19 protein-coding genes and 1 tRNA gene are annotated in these 15,781 nt (G+C 59.7%); 4 read left to right on the top strand and 16 right to left on the bottom strand.

Annotated features, from left to right (window positions below; translation table 11 throughout):
* Nucleotides 1-25: 25 nt before the first annotated feature.
* Nucleotides 26-1,192, top strand: a complete 1,167-nt coding sequence (locus H6866_08875) for a hypothetical protein (protein ID USO07512.1) — start codon at nucleotides 26-28, stop codon at nucleotides 1,190-1,192.
* Nucleotides 1,193-1,239: 47 nt separating this feature from the next.
* Here H6866_08875 and H6866_08880 read toward each other — a convergent pair whose 3' ends face one another.
* The 3 genes from H6866_08880 to H6866_08890 all read right to left on the bottom strand — a co-directional run bounded on the left by H6866_08880 (nucleotide 1,240) and on the right by H6866_08890 (nucleotide 3,459).
* Nucleotides 1,240-1,725: a DUF1236 domain-containing protein gene (locus tag H6866_08880; protein ID USO07513.1), complete on the bottom strand. Its 486-nt coding sequence runs from the start codon at nucleotides 1,723-1,725 to the stop codon at nucleotides 1,240-1,242.
* A 219-nt stretch (nucleotides 1,726-1,944) separates the two neighbouring features.
* Nucleotides 1,945-2,409, bottom strand: a complete 465-nt coding sequence (locus tag H6866_08885; protein ID USO07514.1) for a thermonuclease family protein — start codon at nucleotides 2,407-2,409, stop codon at nucleotides 1,945-1,947.
* A gap of 225 nt (nucleotides 2,410-2,634) precedes the next feature.
* On the bottom strand, nucleotides 2,635-3,459 hold the full coding sequence (locus H6866_08890) for a hypothetical protein (protein USO07515.1): 825 nt from the start codon (nucleotides 3,457-3,459) through the stop codon (nucleotides 2,635-2,637).
* Between the two features lie 127 nt (nucleotides 3,460-3,586).
* Here H6866_08890 and H6866_08895 point away from each other — a divergent pair, with 127 nt between their 5' ends.
* Entirely contained in the window at nucleotides 3,587-3,796 is a 210-nt protein-coding gene (locus H6866_08895; protein ID USO07516.1) for a hypothetical protein, read from the top strand.
* Nucleotides 3,797-3,828: 32 nt separating this feature from the next.
* Here the strand turns inward: H6866_08895 and H6866_08900 are convergent.
* From H6866_08900 to gatC, 8 genes are all read right to left on the bottom strand, one after another.
* Nucleotides 3,829-3,922 (bottom strand) — tRNA-Ser (locus H6866_08900).
* Nucleotides 3,923-3,979: 57 nt separating this feature from the next.
* Nucleotides 3,980-4,459, bottom strand: coding sequence for a PH domain-containing protein (locus H6866_08905; GenBank protein ID USO07517.1), 480 nt, complete (start codon nucleotides 4,457-4,459; stop codon nucleotides 3,980-3,982).
* Between the two features lie 5 nt (nucleotides 4,460-4,464).
* Nucleotides 4,465-5,916: an Asp-tRNA(Asn)/Glu-tRNA(Gln) amidotransferase subunit GatB gene (gene gatB, locus H6866_08910; GenBank protein ID USO07518.1), complete on the bottom strand. Its 1,452-nt coding sequence runs from the start codon at nucleotides 5,914-5,916 to the stop codon at nucleotides 4,465-4,467.
* A gap of 107 nt (nucleotides 5,917-6,023) precedes the next feature.
* Complete coding sequence (gene gatA / locus H6866_08915; GenBank protein USO07519.1) at nucleotides 6,024-7,511, bottom strand: Asp-tRNA(Asn)/Glu-tRNA(Gln) amidotransferase subunit GatA; 1,488 nt, start codon at nucleotides 7,509-7,511, stop codon at nucleotides 6,024-6,026.
* A gap of 23 nt (nucleotides 7,512-7,534) precedes the next feature.
* Complete coding sequence (locus tag H6866_08920; protein USO07520.1) at nucleotides 7,535-7,897, bottom strand: hypothetical protein; 363 nt, start codon at nucleotides 7,895-7,897, stop codon at nucleotides 7,535-7,537.
* Between the two features lie 94 nt (nucleotides 7,898-7,991).
* Nucleotides 7,992-8,453 carry a hypothetical protein gene (locus tag H6866_08925; protein ID USO07521.1) on the bottom strand — a complete coding sequence of 154 codons (462 nt, stop codon included), beginning with the start codon at nucleotides 8,451-8,453 and terminating at the stop codon, nucleotides 7,992-7,994.
* Between the two features lie 136 nt (nucleotides 8,454-8,589).
* Nucleotides 8,590-9,012 carry a hypothetical protein gene (locus H6866_08930; protein ID USO07522.1) on the bottom strand — a complete coding sequence of 141 codons (423 nt, stop codon included), beginning with the start codon at nucleotides 9,010-9,012 and terminating at the stop codon, nucleotides 8,590-8,592.
* Nucleotides 9,013-9,094: 82 nt separating this feature from the next.
* Nucleotides 9,095-9,382, bottom strand: a complete 288-nt coding sequence (gene gatC / locus H6866_08935; GenBank protein USO07523.1) for an Asp-tRNA(Asn)/Glu-tRNA(Gln) amidotransferase subunit GatC — start codon at nucleotides 9,380-9,382, stop codon at nucleotides 9,095-9,097.
* Between the two features lie 17 nt (nucleotides 9,383-9,399).
* On the opposite strand from gatC, the gene ruvX reads away from it, so the two are divergent.
* On the top strand, nucleotides 9,400-9,906 hold the full coding sequence (gene ruvX / locus H6866_08940) for a Holliday junction resolvase RuvX (protein ID USO07524.1): 507 nt from the start codon (nucleotides 9,400-9,402) through the stop codon (nucleotides 9,904-9,906).
* Here ruvX and H6866_08945 read toward each other — a convergent pair.
* Nucleotides 9,860-10,585, bottom strand: a complete 726-nt coding sequence (locus H6866_08945) for a M48 family metallopeptidase (protein ID USO07525.1) — start codon at nucleotides 10,583-10,585, stop codon at nucleotides 9,860-9,862. The two genes, ruvX and H6866_08945, sit on opposite strands and share 47 nt — an antisense overlap.
* A gap of 120 nt (nucleotides 10,586-10,705) precedes the next feature.
* Nucleotides 10,706-12,079, bottom strand: coding sequence for a polyhydroxyalkanoate depolymerase (locus H6866_08950; GenBank protein ID USO07526.1), 1,374 nt, complete (start codon nucleotides 12,077-12,079; stop codon nucleotides 10,706-10,708).
* Between the two features lie 94 nt (nucleotides 12,080-12,173).
* On the opposite strand from H6866_08950, the gene H6866_08955 reads away from it, so the two are divergent.
* Nucleotides 12,174-13,181 carry a hypothetical protein gene (locus H6866_08955; GenBank protein USO07527.1) on the top strand — a complete coding sequence of 336 codons (1,008 nt, stop codon included), beginning with the start codon at nucleotides 12,174-12,176 and terminating at the stop codon, nucleotides 13,179-13,181.
* Here the strand turns inward: H6866_08955 and H6866_08960 are convergent.
* From H6866_08960 to H6866_08970, 3 genes are read right to left on the bottom strand one after another with little or no spacing between them, the layout of a single operon-like run.
* The gene (locus H6866_08960; protein USO07528.1) at nucleotides 13,178-13,750 is read right to left on the bottom strand and encodes an ActR/PrrA/RegA family redox response regulator transcription factor; all 573 of its coding nucleotides are present in this window, start codon (nucleotides 13,748-13,750) and stop codon (nucleotides 13,178-13,180) included. The genes H6866_08955 and H6866_08960 overlap by 4 nt on opposite strands.
* Before the next feature lie 9 nt (nucleotides 13,751-13,759).
* Nucleotides 13,760-15,049, bottom strand: a complete 1,290-nt coding sequence (locus H6866_08965; GenBank protein USO07529.1) for an ActS/PrrB/RegB family redox-sensitive histidine kinase — start codon at nucleotides 15,047-15,049, stop codon at nucleotides 13,760-13,762.
* Entirely contained in the window at nucleotides 15,049-15,759 is a 711-nt protein-coding gene (locus H6866_08970; protein ID USO07530.1) for a hypothetical protein, read from the bottom strand. Before H6866_08970 ends, H6866_08965 begins: the two co-directional genes overlap by 1 nt.
* Between the last annotated feature and the right edge of the window lie 22 nt (nucleotides 15,760-15,781).

Below are 15,781 nucleotides of genomic sequence, written 5' to 3' on the forward strand. Positions count from 1 at the left end.
ATATATTTTCGCGGGGAGAATTGGAATGACGCGCACGAAAAACGGCACGAAAAACTGGATGACGGGTCTGGCGCTGGTATCTGCGGCGGCATTGGCTGGATGCGGCACCATCATGGATGGCGGCACGCAAAAGGTCGACGTCGTGGTGCGTGGCTCGCCCGCCGCGCATTGCGAATTCACCACCGGCGAATACCGCAACGCGGGCCAGTTTCCAGGGTCGGTTGTGCTCGAACGCGCGCACAAGGACCTGCAGGCCGATTGCTACGGCACCCAGAACCGGCACGTGACCTTCATCGTGCCGTCGCGCACGACCGGCAAGGGCACATGGGGCAATACCCTGTTCGGCATTCTTCCTGGCGCAAGCTATGACGCGGCCAGCGGCGCGATGTGGGGGTACCCCAATCCGATCATCGTCGATTTCCGCGAAATCGGCGAAGGCGCGAAGCCGGAATGGCCCACAGCGAATGTTGACAATCAGGTCGATGCGGCCCGCGTCGGCACCGCGCAGATCCAGACGCCGAAACCGGTGCGCATGCAGCCGATCATGGACAGTGATCTGAACCCGGCTCTGACAGCGCGTGAAACCGCGCCGAAGGTCCAGACAGTCGATACCGTAAGCCTGCCGATACAAAATCCGCAACCCGCGGCCGCGGCGCCTATGGCTGTGACGACCGTGAAAACCACGACCACCACCGCATCCGGGGCGAAGATGAAACCCGTCCTCTCGCCGGAGGATTCGATGGGCGCCGATCCGGCCAAGATCAAGGCGCAGGAAGCCGCGAAACGCAAGGCCAAGGAAGACGCGGCCCGCAAGGCGAAGGCGGATGCCGAGGCGAAAAAACGCGCTGCTCTCGAGGCGAAAGCCAAAGCGGCCAAGGCAAAGGCCGAGGCACAGGCGGCGGCCAAGACACCGGTTCAGACTCTGCCTGAAACGACGGAAACCCCGCCTTCCGCATCCGATGCGGCGACGACCACCACGACCACGACGACGGTGACGACGGATACAGCAACGCCGACGACGCCCGCGACATCGGCTACGCCGTCCGTCGCACCGCAAGATGCCGTAACCTCCACCACGACGACCACGACCACGGTCGAAACGCCTGCCGCCGACGGCACGAAAGGGACGACGCCCGCGCCGTCCTCCGCGCCCTCTGACGATCTCGACAAGTACCTACAGGGTAATCAATAAGCGACATCAAGAAAAAGCCGCGACCTTTGTGGGTCGCGGCCTGTGGCTTAAAGTCGGCTTAAAATGGCAACCGCATCGACGATTTTATGCGTCGCCACCGCCATCAGCAGGATGTCGTTATCCACGCGCACATATTCATACCCCGACGGTACGGGCCGCAGCCGCACCAGAACGTTGCGTGGTAACGGCTGATACATGACATCGCGTGGTAAAGGTGCGCCGACCAGATAGGGTCTGTTAAAGCCGCGCGGCTGCGGGCGATAATGCGCCTTCAAATAATCGCCGATGATGATGCGGTCGCTATCGCCGATGACGACCATAGGCGCGCGATCATAGTAATAAAAACCTGAACCGCCGCGATAACGTGAATCGTCGTTAAAATGATAATCTCCACGCCATTCATGGCGATCTGAATGCCAGTTGCCGCGCCCGTGGTCATATCCGTGCGGATCGGCCTGCGCGGGCGTTGCGCCAAACGCGATGATGGTGCTTGCGGCCAGCGCCAGGGCACCCAGTTTTACGCCGGTTTTCATGGTCGATTTCATATAAGCTCTCTTTCCTGCCCATGGCGGGCATGGAACCATTTAGGCGGCACCCTGCGTCAAAACAGGGGCCAAGACAGGGTGATGCCGGGGACTTTCGATGGCAGGATTGGGGCGGGCGGCATAATATAAGGCACGAAAAGGCGGCGCACACAGGATGCAGGAAACACATACGAGCGACGGAATCATTGTGCGGGATTTAAGGTGGTACTAGTGATTTTTACGCCAATCCCAAGGTTCGCGAAAATTCATTCCCCATAGACCGCGTTTTTCTATACGCGCCTCTTTTTCTTCCTCTAGATAAAAATCCCCACTGTATTTTCTGTACGCTAAAGCATAACCAGCCAGTACCATCATGCCCCCTATATCGGCATCATCTACCTTGCACCGTGCTACTTTCCTTTTGTATTGATCAATATCTATAACTTTGCAGACGATGTTTCCTGTATTTCCAATAAAGGTTTGCAATACAATCTTTGCCATTTTTCCACATGGCACGTTAGTTCCGTTTTTTTGACAATATTGCCCAAGTTCTGGTGCGTCTATACCCCATAACCGGATTTTGATTCCCTCAATTGTGAGAGTGTCTCCATCGTGAATCAAAACAGTTTGTGCGTAAGCTGGCTGGATAAATACAGCTGCTATCAGCAAGCATAAGGCTAAGCGGAGGGCCATTTAAATCTTAATCTTGTTTTCCTGGTTAATTTAAAAACTCTATTGCATATAATTTTGTAAAAAATTTTTGTGAATGATTTTATTGATGGCAAAAAATCAAAAAACAAAGATAGGCAATGAAATCATCTAAAAATATTAGATCAAAATGTATTCGAGCATACGATACGCACTATAAAGATTACAACGATTTACAGGTCGTCGCCGTTACGCATTTAATTAGCTCTATCATGCGTAAATCCTTGCGTGGCGGAGGTTGTAAGCGTTGATGAGTTTCACGGCCTGCGCGTCGTCGATAAAGGCATTTCCCATGGATACCGCATAAATCCTTGTGCCGTTTTCAAGATATAGCCCCGCGCCGCGTGCGCCGATTTGTGCCGGGTTGGCGGCATTGCTGGCCGACGCGTTTGGTGTGATCGTGGTTTCGATTTTCGTGCGCGTATTGATCCAACATCGGCAGGCACCGGCGGAATAGGAAAAGATCACCAGCGTATCCGTGCCGGGTACGATGGCGGGGAAAGCCGTCGACGACGTGGCGACAAGGTTCGTATCGCCGCGCTGGATCAACGCGATGCGCTCCGTGCTACCCTGAAGCAGGTTTATGCCAATGCTCGAACTGGATGTTCCTTGCGTCGCGAATAAGGCGTCTGACGATGCCGCGTCGATTGGCCTGTAGGCAACGGCCAACCACCACGGCGTGCCGCCGGTGGTCTTGTGCAAGGCGTTCAGGAATGACGTGTTGACACCGGATTTAAGCGAAAAAAGATCGCCCCCGTCGAAAGACCAGTATGCACTGGGCGCGCCGGGCGTTCCGTTGAACGCCGGGTCGTCGGTCGATGCCGCGCCGTCTACGCCAAGATAGAAATCATAGGCGCCCTGCGCCGCGCCGTCGGCGGGTGCGGCGACAAGGTTGGACCATTTTCCACCGCCGCCGCCGTAACTGGCGATGCGCGTGGCGTCGATATCGAACACGGTCGAAGGCACGACGTTTTGCAGCGACGGACACGCCGTGCGCCTTGTGCCGTGCAGCCCGCAGGTCACGTTGATTTTCATGGATATGTCCTTCATGGATGGGATGGTAGAAAAACAAAAGGCGGACTCCGCCCGAAATGCGGATTCCGCCTGTTTGTGACTATATTCCTACATCAAAATGCGCGGCCTGTCAAGTATCGGAAAATAAGTGATCAGCAAAAAAGGAAACACTGGCAAGGGCGGTTTTGCTTTTCATGAAGACACTCGCAATTCGGGAAAAATCGACGCCATCGTGGAACAAAGCGGCGCAGCCCGTCGTTATGACCAGAAATTTGTAAAGAGGTGTATGGCTGTGCCGAGCTTTATCCCGCAAAAGACAGGCAGCGACGAAAAGAGAAGCATATATTTTCGGCAATAAAAAAGACCTCGCCAGAGGTCTGGATAAGCAAATGGCGGAGACGGAGGGATTCGAACCCTCGATACAGCTTTAGGGCCGTATAACGGTTTAGCAAACCGTCGCCTTCAGCCTCTCGGCCACGTCTCCGCATTTAAAAGGCGCGCCCGTGGGCGCGGGTGGATATTACCGGTTCAGCGGGGCAAATCAACTCTTTCCGGCATCGGCGTTTCCGCGTTCGCAGGCATCGGCGAAAGCGCGGCGGAAGGCCAGTGGATCGGCGATGCCGTGGATCATTGGGTGCGAGGTGCCGGTACCCGTGATCCGGACCGAGCCGTAATTGAACAGGCGGCCCAGCGGGCTTTGCGCGATCTGGATGCTTTCCACGCGCTCCAGCGCGATGTCGATGGTATCGCGCCGGATAATGCCGGTTTTGGCGACGATGCGGCGCGAGGTGACGCCCAGCTCGGTGCCGTAATAGACCATAGCGATATGCGCGGCGGCGAACAGCCCGGCGATCAGGAATATATAGGCGAGATTTTCCATCCCGTGGATCGACGCGAACAGCAACCCGCCAAGCACGAAGATCGCAAGCCACATGAATCCGGCGATCATGCTGACCAGCGCGATCCGCGCGCGATACAGCACGTGCTCGCCGTTTGCCAGCCCCTGATCGACGTAACCCATGCGGTTTAACCCAGCTTATCCTTGAGCAGCTTGTTCACGATGTCCGGGTTGGCCTTGCCCTGCGAGGCCTTCATCACCTGCCCGACGAAGAATCCGAACAATTTGTCCTTGCCGCCCTTATAGGCCGCGACATTGTCCGGATTGGCGGCGACGACCTCGTCGACGATCTTTTCGATCGCGCCGGTGTCGGTGACCTGACGCAGGCCTTTTTCCTCGACGATCGCGGCGGCGTCCTTGCCGGATGTGAACATCTCGGCGAACACGTCCTTGGCGATCTTGCCCGAAATCGTGTTGTCGGCGATCAATGCGATCAGCCCGCCCAGCTTCGCGGCGGAAACCGGGCTGTTTTCAAGCGCGATGCCGTCCTTGTTCAACCGGCCCAGAAGCTCGTTCAAAACCCAGTTCGCGGCGATCTTGGCGTCATGCCCGGCGGCCACGGTTTCGTAATACGCGGCCCGCCCGCTTTCCGCGATCAGCACGCCCGCGTCATAGGGGCTAAGCTTGTAATCGTCGATAAAGCGGTGCTTTTTCTGATCCGGCAATTCGGGCAGGGACGCCTTGATGCGCGCGACCAGATCGTCGGTCAGGGTCAACGGCAGAAGGTCCGGATCGGGGAAATAGCGGTAATCATGCGCGTCTTCTTTTGATCGCAGCGAGCGCGTTTCCAGCTTGACCGGGTCCCACAGCCGCGTTTCCTGCTTGACCGTGCCGCCGCCTTCGATCAGTTCGATCTGGCGCTGGCATTCATATTCGATGGCCTGCGTCACGGCCTTGATCGAATTGACGTTCTTGACCTCGCACCGCGTGCCGAAGGGTGAACCGGGGCGGCGGACGGACAGGTTGACGTCGCAGCGCATCGACCCTTCCTCCATATTGCCGTCGCAGGTGCCAAGATAGCGCAAAATCATGCGCAGCTTGGTCAGATACGCCGCCGCCTCGTCGGCCGAGCGGATATCCGGTTCCGAAACGATCTCCATCAGCGCGCAGCCGGAACGGTTGAGATCGACATAGGATTTGGTCGGGTGCTGGTCGTGCATCGACTTGCCCGCGTCCTGTTCAAGGTGCAGGCGCGTGATGCCGATGGTGCGCGTCGTGCTGTCCGGCATGTCGATTTCGATGAAACCCTTGCCGATGATGGGATGCTGGTACTGGCTGATCTGATAGCCCTGCGGCAGGTCGGGATAGAAATAGTTTTTGCGCTCAAACACCGATGTCATATTGACCGTGGCGTTCAGGCCAAGACCGGTGCGCACCGCCTGTTCGACGCAATGCGTATTCAAAACCGGCAACATCCCCGGCATCGCCGCGTCGACCAGCGAAACCTGGGAATTCGGCTCCGCCCCGAAACTGGTGGCGGCACCGGAAAACAGTTTGGAATTGGCGATCACCTGGGCATGGACTTCCAGCCCGATGACCATTTCCCACGCACCCGTTTCACCTTTGATCAATTCTGCCATGTTTGACTCCATTTTTTTACCGCTAAGTTCTCTAAGGAAGGCTGAGGGCCGCTAAGGATAACTTAGCGAAACTTAGCTGTTCTTCGCGCTCTTAGCGGTAAAATCGTTCATGCTGCTTTCTTCAGGATTGTTTGCGGTTTGGCCGTGAATTTGGCCGCGCGCTCGATGACATGCGCGGTGCGGAACACCGTGGCTTCGTCCCATGCCTTGCCGATGATCTGCAGGCCCAGCGGCAGACCGTCCGACGACAGACCCGCGGGCACCACCATGCCGGGCAAGCCGGCAAGGTTGACAGTCACGGTGAATACGTCGTTCAGGTACATTTTGACCGGGTCGTCCTCGTTCTCGCCGACCGCGAAGGCGGGCGAGGGCGTGGCCGGGGTCAGCAGCACGTCGCATTTCGTATAGGCCTCGGCGAAATCGTTGGCGATCAGGCGGCGGATTTTCTGCGCCTTGATGTAATACGCATCGTAATATCCGGCCGAAAGCACATAGGTGCCGATCATGATCCGGCGCTTGACCTCCGCGCCGAAACCCTTGGCGCGGCTCAGTTCGTACATGTCGCTCAAATTCTGACCCTCGACGCGCAGGCCGTAACGCACCCCGTCATACCGCGCAAGGTTCGACGAACATTCGGCCGGCGCGATGATATAGTAAGCGGGCAGGGCGTATTGCGTGTGCGGCAGCGATACGTCGACGATTTCTGCGCCCGCGTCTTTAAGCCACGCGATCCCGTCATCCCATGATTTGAGGATTTCGGGCGAAAGCCCGTCGGGCCGGTATTCCTTGGGAATCCCGACTTTCAGGCCCTTCATGTCGCCGGTCATGCCGGCGCGGAAATCCGGCACCGGCAGATTGGCGGAGGTGGAATCTTTCGCATCGTGCCCGGCCATGACTTCCAGCATCAGCGCGCAATCCTCGACCGTGCGGGCGAACGGCCCGGCCTGATCGAGCGACGACGCGAACGCCACGATGCCCCAGCGCGAACAGCGGCCATAGGTCGGCTTGATGCCGCAAATGCCGGTGAACGCGGCGGGCTGGCGGATGGAGCCGCCGGTGTCGGTGCCGGTCGCGCCAAGGCACAGCCGCGCGGACACGGCGGCCGACGATCCGCCCGACGATCCGCCGGGCACGAGGTCGCGGCCATCGCCGTTATTGCGCTTCCACGGGGAAATGACGTTGCCGAAGGCGGATGTGGTGTTGGAAGACCCCATCGCGAATTCGTCGCACGACAGCTTGCCCAGCATCACCGACCCTGCATCCAGCAGGTTTTGCGACACGGTGGATTCATAGGTCGGCACGAAACCTTCAAGGATCTTGCTCGACGCCGTGGTCTGGACGCCCTTGGTGCAATACAGGTCCTTGATTCCGAGGGGGATGCCTTCCAGCTTGCCCGCTTGTCCGGATGCAATGCGCTTGTCGCTTGCGGCGGCCTGTTCAAGTGCGATCTCCGGCGTTTCGGTGATAAAGGCGTTCAGATGCCGCGCGCCCTCCATGGCCTTGATATGGGCCTGTGTCAGTTCGACGGCGGAAAAAGTCTTGTTGGAAAGCCCTTTCAGGGCCTCGGCAATGCTAAGGTCGGTGAGTTCGGTCATAAACGCCCTTCCGGCGGCGAAATTTAACGTGTGTTTGTGTTGATTACGTCTTGGCCGGAATTGCCGTTCCTGTCAACGATGGTGCGGCGATAAGTCTGGGTCAACGGGTCATAGATGAAACGCGGGGCCTCGCCGTCCGGTCCGCCCGCCGCCGGGGCGATGTTTTCAAGGCTGGTTTCACCCTCGGCCGGGATTTCTTCATACAAAATCGTGCCGTTCGGCATGATGGTAAATCCTTGCGACCGCGCGATCGCCGCGCTCGAGGGCATGCTTTCCTGCGTATCTTGCGCATCGCCGGCGCGCGCCACGCTTGCATGATCAAGCCATGCCGCTGCCGCAAAGCCAAATATTACGGCAAATAATGCCAACAATGTCGGATGCTTCATACCTGAAGCCTATAGCAAAATACGTGCCGCCGGCAAAAAACACGTAAAAAACACGCCCGATACATGATCCGGGCGGGTTTCAGGGGGCGTCTGATCAGTTATTGAAGGTGTAGGTGGCAGAGGTGTCGCCGCCCGGCCATTCGCGCGCACGAACAGTTTCCGAAGCGGGCAGCATGTCACCGCGCGCATGGGTCGCCGGGTGGGAAAGCGCGCCTGGATCCGCGATCTGCGCTTCGGTGCGGTTATAGGCATTGTTCGGCATGGTGGTGACATCGACATGTCCGTCGATGCCCACGCCCGGTGTACCAACATCGCCCGCGCGCGCCGTGCCCTGCGCTGGCGTAACGTTTGCTACGCCGCCGCTGGGTGGATAGACGATATCTTCGCGCACCAGCACGGCGCCGCCCGCCTTGGGCCCGTCCTGCGTGACGATTTTCTGGTCTGCGCGCGAAAAGTCGGACAGGCTCATCGCTTGCGTCCCCTGATTGAACAGGACCAGCGTGCCAACGCCCATGACGCCGGCCAGAATGGTGGAATAAAGCATTGTGCGTTTCATGATGAAATCTCCATGCGATCGGTTTGAATTACGCATTGCCAATGCGCGTGGGCCGTAACTTGTTCCGGGAAAATTTCACGGCAATGGCGAACGCCCCCGCTTTTCAGGCGGGGGCGCGGCAAGGTCGGTTCCGTGCTTAGTTGTTGAAGTTGCCCATGTCGTGGACATGGATGTTCAGGCCGTTGTCCGCATAATAGGCGCCTCCGCTGCTGGTGTAATAATTTCCGCCGCCGGTGGTGTAATCAATCGGCTCGTGTTTGATCATCGTCTTGACACGACCATGTTTCATCGCGGCAAAATCGCCCACGAACTCGCCATTCACATGCGCCGCGATGATCGGATAGGGGCGATCGCCCACCATGCCCACCTTGCGCGTGCCGATGACGTTATAGTTTTCCTTGATGACTTCCTGATCGACGACCATGCCGGGTGCACAGTTTTTATGTTGATAATGATGCATCCTGTGCGGCATGGCCTTATCGGCGGCAAAAGCGCCGGTGGCGAATACGGTCAGGCAAAGGGCCGAAATCCCGGCCAGAAGAATGGATTGCAGTTTCATGGGAATACCCCCTGTTGGTTGTGCCGCTTCCAACAGACAGAGAGAAAAAAAGTTCCGTACTACGATTTAAGAAAAAACCGGCTTATTCGACGATCTTGGGCACGGCGAAAAAGCCGCTGGTCGTTTCCGGTGCGTTGGCCAGAATGTCCGCTTGTTTATCGCCATCGGTCACGACGTCAGCGCGCAGAGGCAGGGGAATGTTGTTGACGCTGGCCAAAGGCTCAATCCCGTCGGTGGGGACGGCGTTAAGCTGCTCGATCCATGTCATGATGCCGTTGATCTGATTGGCGTATTTGGCTTTTTCGTCCTCCGCCACCCGGATGCGGGCGAGAGAGGCGATCTTGGTCACGGTTGCGTTGTCGATGCTCATGCGCCACAACATCTATAATGAAACCGCCCGCACTGCAATATCTTGAAGATGCGTGGCCCGATTGCCCGCGCGATGCGCGGCTTCTGGGCATCGATCACGGCACCCGGACGCTGGGGTTGGCCCTGTGCGACCCCGGCCAGACGCTGGCAACGCCGCTTAAGACCATTCGCCGCGCCAAATTCGAGGCTGATGTCGCCGCCCTGAAAACCGTGATCGCGGATTACGGGGTTCGGGGCTTGATCGTCGGCTGGCCGCTGGAGGCGCACGGCGCCGAAGGCCCACGCTGCCAGTCCGTGCGCGACTATATGGCGATGCTGGCCCCCAGACTGGATTTATGGTGGGCGGTGTGGGACGAACGCCTGTCCACCGCCGATGCACACCGCCTGATGGCCGAGGATATGGGCCTGAGCTTTGCCCGCCGCAAACAGGCGGTCGATGCGCTGGCCGCGCAGACGATTCTTCAGTCCGCGCTCGATTTCATGACGGCGAACCGTAACACAGAAGCCGGTCCCCGTTCGCGCTAAGCCACGCGCGCGCGCCGTCCATATCCTCGCAAAGCGACTGGCACAAATCCCAGAAGCGTTGCGAGTGATTCATGTACCGCAGATGCGCGCATTCATGCGCGACCACGTAATCGATGACATGGTCGGGCGTGAACACCAGCCGCCAGCAGAACATCAAACGTCCGTCCGGCGAACAGCTGCCCCAGCGCGCGCGCGTGTCCCGCAGCTGGATGCCCTGTACGCTGCGTTCGATGCGTTGCGACTTGGTTTCGGCCAGCGGACGTAACCGTGTTTCAAGAATCCTGTATAGATAACGGCGGATATTGCTGGCCGGGTCCGGACGTGGCGTGGACACCGCAAGAGTCGTGTCGTTCAGTGTACAATGCGTAACGCGGCCCGTACCTAGTGTGACCACGATCAACCGGTCCCGCCCGAACACGGGGAGGACCGAACCGTGCGCCAACGGAACGGGTTTTTCAAGTTTCGCCAGATGCGCGTCGATCCATTCGCGGTTGGCATCGGCGAAACGCCACGCGGTTTTTTCCGATGCGCGCTTGGGGACGACCAGACAGATTTCCCCCCGCGCCGGGTCGACGCGCAGCGCCACGCGCCGTGCCGTGCCGGACCGCACGACGCGCACGTTTTCAAGTCCCTCTGGCGGGATGTGCGGCGGCTTGGGCGTGGTCGAACGAAAAAACATGACGTTCGTTCATTGTGCGGGCGCAAGCCCGCCTCCGTCAACACCTGTGCGGGCGCAAGCCCGCCTCCGTCAACACCTGTGCGGGCGCAAGCCTGCCCCCGTCAACCACTTGAAAAAAGATCAGCGGCGCTTGCGCGGCTTTGTGGTTTTTGGCTTCGCGCTTTTCGGTTTTGGACTTTTTGGCGCCGCGCTCTGCCAGTGCTCGGCGCGTAGATCGGGAATGACATCAAGGTCCGCGGCAGGAATTTTATCGACGCTGCGATCCTGTGCGCGGATGAAATGGCGTACGCGCGGCATGATCTGCTCGCGCCATTTGCGCCCGTTGAAAATGCCGTAATGCCCGACCTGCGCCTGTAAATGATGGTAATGTTTTGCAGCCGGCAGGTTGGGCGTCAGGCCGTGCGCGGCCTCTGTCTGGCCGCGTGCGGAAATGTCGTCCAGCTCGCCCTCGATGGTCAAAATCGCGGTATGAGTGATGTCGTGCGGATCGACGTCGTGCAGGCGGCCGTCTTCGGGGTCCTTCCATTTCATCTGCCGTTTGGGTAGCAGATGTTTCTGGAACACGATTTCGACGGTCTGGAGATAAAACTCGCCGGGCAGGTCCATCACCGCCAGATACTCGTTATAAAATCTGCGGTGCGCATCGGCGCTTTCGCCGTCGCTTTGCACAAGATGCTGGAAGAATTTGAGATGCGATCCGATATGCCGGTCCAGATTCATCGACATGAACCCGCCCAGTTGCAGGAAGCCCGGATAAACCCGTCGATGCGCGCCGGGGTAATAGAACGGCACGTCAGTGGTGACGGTTTGCTCGAACCATTTCAATGGACGTTGTTCGGCCAGCTCCGTCACGGCGGTTTTCGATACGCGCGGGTCGATCGGTCCGCCCATCAGGATGATCGAGCGTGGTGCCTTCGCATCCTTCCATTTATTCATCAGGCAGGCCGAAACGAAGACCGGCACGGCGGGCTGGCACACCGCGATGACGTGCACGTCCGGCCCAAGGTGGCGGATGAATTCAAGGACATAGGCGATATAATCGTCCAGATTGAAACGCCCGGCGGCCAGCGGCACCTGACGCGCATCCTCCCAGTCGGTGATATAGACGTCGTGATGCGGCAGCAACGCTTCGACCGTGCCGCGCAAAAGCGTCGCGAAATGCCCTGAAATCGGCGCGACCACCAGCACCTTGGGGTCGCGGCGCTTGATCCGCCGCCGGAAATGCATCAGCGTGCAGAACGGTTTGACGATGACGTCTTCCTCCATCACCTCGACGTTGCGTCCGTCGATCGTGGTGCTGCCCAGCCCGAATTCGGGGCGACCGAATTTGCGCGTCGCGCGCTCGAACAACTCGGCCGACGCCGCCATGGTGCGTCCGGCCAGCGTGTACGACATCGGCACGAACGGGTTTTGCAACGTGGTGCGGATCATCTCCGCCGTCGCGCGGGCAGGGGTCATCGAGGCGTGATAAAGATCGTATAAATGATAAAGCATGGCAGGGCGTCCATGGATGTTAACCAAGGTTAATATAGCCTCAAACCATTTAAAAGTCTGTGACTTTTTACGCCCGCCATGTCCTAATGCCGGGATGGATCTGACAGTTTACGTATCCCAGTTGCAGAACCGCACCTTTCTGGCGCTCGCGGGTCTGGCGCTCGCGCTTTTATTCGATATGGGGCGCGGCCTTGCCTTTGGACACCGTGCCGACCCGCGTCCGTTGATGGAAAAACTCGCCGACATGCTGCTTTACCCGATGGCCGCGCGCCTCAATCGCGCGGGGCGGCCAGACGGCGCGTTGACCTTGCGCGGCGTGATGGTGCTGGCATTGGGCTGTATGGCATTTTTCGGTGGTGTCGCCGCGCTGTTGCATTTCGCGCACCGCTATGGACAAGGGGGCGCGGCGCTGACGCTTCTGGTCGCGTTATCCACCGGCACGGTGGGATGGTTCGCGCCGCTGCGCGCGCTTTCGCGCATCCTGTCCGATTCCCGCGCGCCGCGTCCTTATATGGTGCTGGCGCGGGCGACCTATACCAACATGATCTCGCTGGACGAAAGCGGCATCATCCGCGTCGCATGCACCGCCGCGATCCGCTCGCTCGCCATACGGTTGGCCGCGCCGCTTGTGCTGTTTATCCTGTTCGGATGGCAGGTTCTGGCGCTGTACTGGCCGGTCATGGCGCTCGCGCTCGCGACCGGGCAGGACGGCACCTCGCGCGCTTTCGCCGCGGTGACCAACGCCCTTGCGACCTTGCTGCTGCTGGTGCCTACGTTGCTGATTTTTCCGGTCGTGCTGGTGGCGCTGTTCTTTTCCGCCGGGTCGTCGTTTTTTCGCGCACTGCCCGGTTTCTTCCGGGTCACGCGCTGGCCCAGGCTGCTTCAGGGCGGTTTGCCGCTGTTGGTTGCGGCCTATGCGATGCGTCTGGCCCTTGGCGGCCCGCGGCAGGATCGTGCGGGCGCGGGCATCATGGCGCCGTGGGTCGGGCCGGATCGTGGCACTGCGCGGCTGGAAAGCCGCGACATCGGGCGTGTGCTTTATCTTCAGGCGGTCACGCTGTTGCTGACCGGCACGATTCTGTTCCTGCTGGCTGTAGTCTAGGAATCCGCGTTTTCGCGCGGCGCGTATTTGGCAAGAATGCGTTGCAGCGTCCGCCGGTGCATCCCCAGCCGCCGGGCGGTTTCGGATACGTTGCGCTCGCACTGTTCGTAAATTCGCTGGATATGTTCCCAGCGCACACGTTCAGCGCTCATCGGGCGGGATGGCGGCGGGGGCAGGGCGGCGCCGCCGCTGCCATCGGCCAAAAGCGCGGCTTCCACCGCATCCGCGTCGGCGGGCTTGGTCAGGTAATCGACGGCCCCGGCCTTCACCGCGGCCACCGCCGTTGCGATATTCCCGTACGCGGTCATCATGACCACCCGGCAATCGGGCACGGTGTCCTTGATTTTCTGGGTGATGTCGAGGCCGCTGCCATCCGCAAGCCGCAAATCGACCAGCGCGTAATCGGGCGCATGGTCGTCGACCCACTCAAGCGCGTCCGCGACGGCATAGAAAACAGTAACGCGAAATCCGCGCCGCTCCATCGCCTTGCCCATGCGGTCGGCAAGTACCATGTCGTCGTCGACGATCAATAAATGACCCTTGCTGGCGGGGGCGGACAGATCGCTCATCGGCCCAGTTTATCCTTGCTCTTCGTTGCCTTCAAGCACCCATCGCGGCCAGATGACCTGGACCGTTGCACCGGTTTTCGGCGGCAGCGCATTGTTGAATCGCAACTTCGCCCCGGTCCCCTCCAGCAGGTTGATGGAAATAAAGATGCCCAATCCCATATGCCCGGTGCCGTCGTCGTCGCGGGTGGAGATATAAGGCTGGCCGACGGTCTGGAGGATTTGCGCGCCAAACCCCGGCCCGTCGTCGCGCACGTTCAATGTGATGGCATCGGCATCGCCCTCCACCTCCACCTCGACCGCGCTGCGGGCATAGGACATGGCATTGCCGATCAGATTGCCGATGCCGTATTCCAGCGCCAGCGTCTTGCCGATCACCGGAAGGTTTTCAGGGATGCGCGATACGACGGTGCAACGCACCCGCCCGTCGCCGGGGTCGAAGGCGCTGGCGATTTCCATCAGCATTCGGTCTAACCGCATAGGTGCGGTGGTTTCCGCCAGCGTGCGGTCCGGGTTGCTGGCAAGGTCGGCCAGGATTTTTTTACACTTCTCGGTCTGGTCGCGCAAAATCGCGACATCCTCGGCCAGCGGATCGTCCGGCAGAAGGTCGATCTCCATTTCCTTCGTAACCACCGCGATGGTGCCAAGCGGGCTGCCCAGCTCGTGCACTGCCGCTGCCGCCAGCGCGCCAAGCGCGGACATACGGCGCTTTTGCTCAAGGATTGAACGTGTGGTCACCAAAGCCTCGGTCACCCGGCGCGTTTCCATGGCCAGTCGCCAGACGGTAAAGCTGATGAACACCAGCGATACCATCAGCGCGACCCATGTGCCGTGCTGGTAGGCGGGCGAAAATACCGGCTGCGGATCCGGCCATTCCAGCGGGATGTAGGCGAAGGACAAAATGCTCACCCCCAGCACCGTCAGCATGATCAAAAGACACAGGCTGAACAGCGAAAGCAGCGACGCCGCCATCGCCAGCGGCGCCAGCAGGAACACGCTGAACGGATTTTCAGTGCCTCCGGTGAAGAACAGAAAGCCGCAAAATTGCGAGATGTCGAAAATGAAATACCACAACACGATGTTTTCCGAGAGCTGGCGGCGCTGCTGCTTTTTCATCGCATAGATGTTGATCGCGAAACTGGCGCCGATCAGGCAGGAAAGCGCGGGTGCTGGCAGGGGGATGCCGAACAGCGCGTCAGACCCTAAAACCACAAGAAGCTGCGCGACCGAAATGATCCAACGCAGGATGATCATCGGCGTGGTGACGACGTTGCTGACCCGCGCGTGAATGTCGATGGACATCAGACCGCCGCCTTTCTGCGTCGGTGTTCGCCCTGAAGGACGCTGGCCAGCATCACCGCGGCATAACCGGTTTCGTTCGGTTCGTTTTCGCCGAAGACATGGACCCCGGCCTCGTCGGCATCGACGCCGCATAAAAAGACATGCCGCGCGGTATCCGGGCGTATCTGGCGTAGCGCGCGGACGGCGGCACGCCCTTGCGCACCTTCGACGATGATGGGAATGCCTGCGCGCGCGGCGGCGATGATCGCGCCAAAAATCGCCGCGGTTTCCGGCGTGGCGGTGGCAAAAAATCGCGCCGGATCGCAAGATGCGGCGCGCGCGGCGGACTCGGCGCCGAACCCGGCGACGGCCAGCAGACCCGTATCCTGTTCCGCCGCCATCATGCCGAAGGCGGCGGCGCGGGCGTTGTCGGTGGCGTTCACGCCGCCCGAGCCAAGCTCGATGACCTGTAAGTCGCAATCCAGCGCGGCTGCGGCGCCGTGCAGCGGCAGGCGGCCTTGTTGCAATGCGGCCTGATATTGATCGGCTTCCGCTGTGGGACCGTCGTCGAACCGGTAGATCACCACGCGCACCAACTGTGCCGGTTCTGGCCGCGCGTCCATCAGCGTCATGGCGGCCTCGATCGGGTTGTCCGGTCCTGGCGGCTGTGGCGCCAGTCCGTCGACAACGGCCAGAATGTCGGCGGGAAAGATGGTGATTTCAGATGACATGCCCGGCCATAGCCCCTAAGAT

It is taken from the genome of Rhodospirillales bacterium, from assembly GCA_023898805.1.
Taxonomy (GTDB): Bacteria; Pseudomonadota; Alphaproteobacteria; order Micavibrionales; family UBA1664; genus UBA6145.

What these genes read in the sequence shown, in the direction of transcription:
- gatC (USO07523.1), bottom strand. Translation starts at nt 9,382, where the DNA reads ATGAGCATCGACAACGCAACCGTGACCAAGATCGCCTCTCTCGCCCGC.
- H6866_08930 (USO07522.1), bottom strand. Translation starts at nt 9,012, where the DNA reads ATGAAACTGCAATCCATTCTTCTGGCCGGGATTTCGGCCCTTTGCCTG.
- H6866_08920 (USO07520.1), bottom strand. Translation starts at nt 7,897, where the DNA reads ATGAAGCATCCGACATTGTTGGCATTATTTGCCGTAATATTTGGCTTT.
- gatA (USO07519.1), bottom strand. Translation starts at nt 7,511, where the DNA reads ATGACCGAACTCACCGACCTTAGCATTGCCGAGGCCCTGAAAGGGCTT.
- H6866_08945 (USO07525.1), bottom strand. Translation starts at nt 10,585, where the DNA reads ATGTTTTTTCGTTCGACCACGCCCAAGCCGCCGCACATCCCGCCAGAG.
- H6866_08925 (USO07521.1), bottom strand. Translation starts at nt 8,453, where the DNA reads ATGAAACGCACAATGCTTTATTCCACCATTCTGGCCGGCGTCATGGGC.
- H6866_08970 (USO07530.1), bottom strand. Translation starts at nt 15,759, where the DNA reads ATGTCATCTGAAATCACCATCTTTCCCGCCGACATTCTGGCCGTTGTC.
- H6866_08890 (USO07515.1), bottom strand. Translation starts at nt 3,459, where the DNA reads ATGAAAATCAACGTGACCTGCGGGCTGCACGGCACAAGGCGCACGGCG.
- H6866_08965 (USO07529.1), bottom strand. Translation starts at nt 15,049, where the DNA reads ATGTCCATCGACATTCACGCGCGGGTCAGCAACGTCGTCACCACGCCG.
- H6866_08955 (USO07527.1), top strand. Translation starts at nt 12,174, where the DNA reads ATGGATCTGACAGTTTACGTATCCCAGTTGCAGAACCGCACCTTTCTG.
- H6866_08960 (USO07528.1), bottom strand. Translation starts at nt 13,750, where the DNA reads ATGAGCGATCTGTCCGCCCCCGCCAGCAAGGGTCATTTATTGATCGTC.
- H6866_08885 (USO07514.1), bottom strand. Translation starts at nt 2,409, where the DNA reads ATGGCCCTCCGCTTAGCCTTATGCTTGCTGATAGCAGCTGTATTTATC.
- gatB (USO07518.1), bottom strand. Translation starts at nt 5,916, where the DNA reads ATGGCAGAATTGATCAAAGGTGAAACGGGTGCGTGGGAAATGGTCATC.
- H6866_08905 (USO07517.1), bottom strand. Translation starts at nt 4,459, where the DNA reads ATGGGTTACGTCGATCAGGGGCTGGCAAACGGCGAGCACGTGCTGTAT.
- ruvX (USO07524.1), top strand. Translation starts at nt 9,400, where the DNA reads ATGAAACCGCCCGCACTGCAATATCTTGAAGATGCGTGGCCCGATTGC.
- H6866_08950 (USO07526.1), bottom strand. Translation starts at nt 12,079, where the DNA reads ATGCTTTATCATTTATACGATCTTTATCACGCCTCGATGACCCCTGCC.
- H6866_08880 (USO07513.1), bottom strand. Translation starts at nt 1,725, where the DNA reads ATGAAAACCGGCGTAAAACTGGGTGCCCTGGCGCTGGCCGCAAGCACC.
- H6866_08875 (USO07512.1), top strand. Translation starts at nt 26, where the DNA reads ATGACGCGCACGAAAAACGGCACGAAAAACTGGATGACGGGTCTGGCG.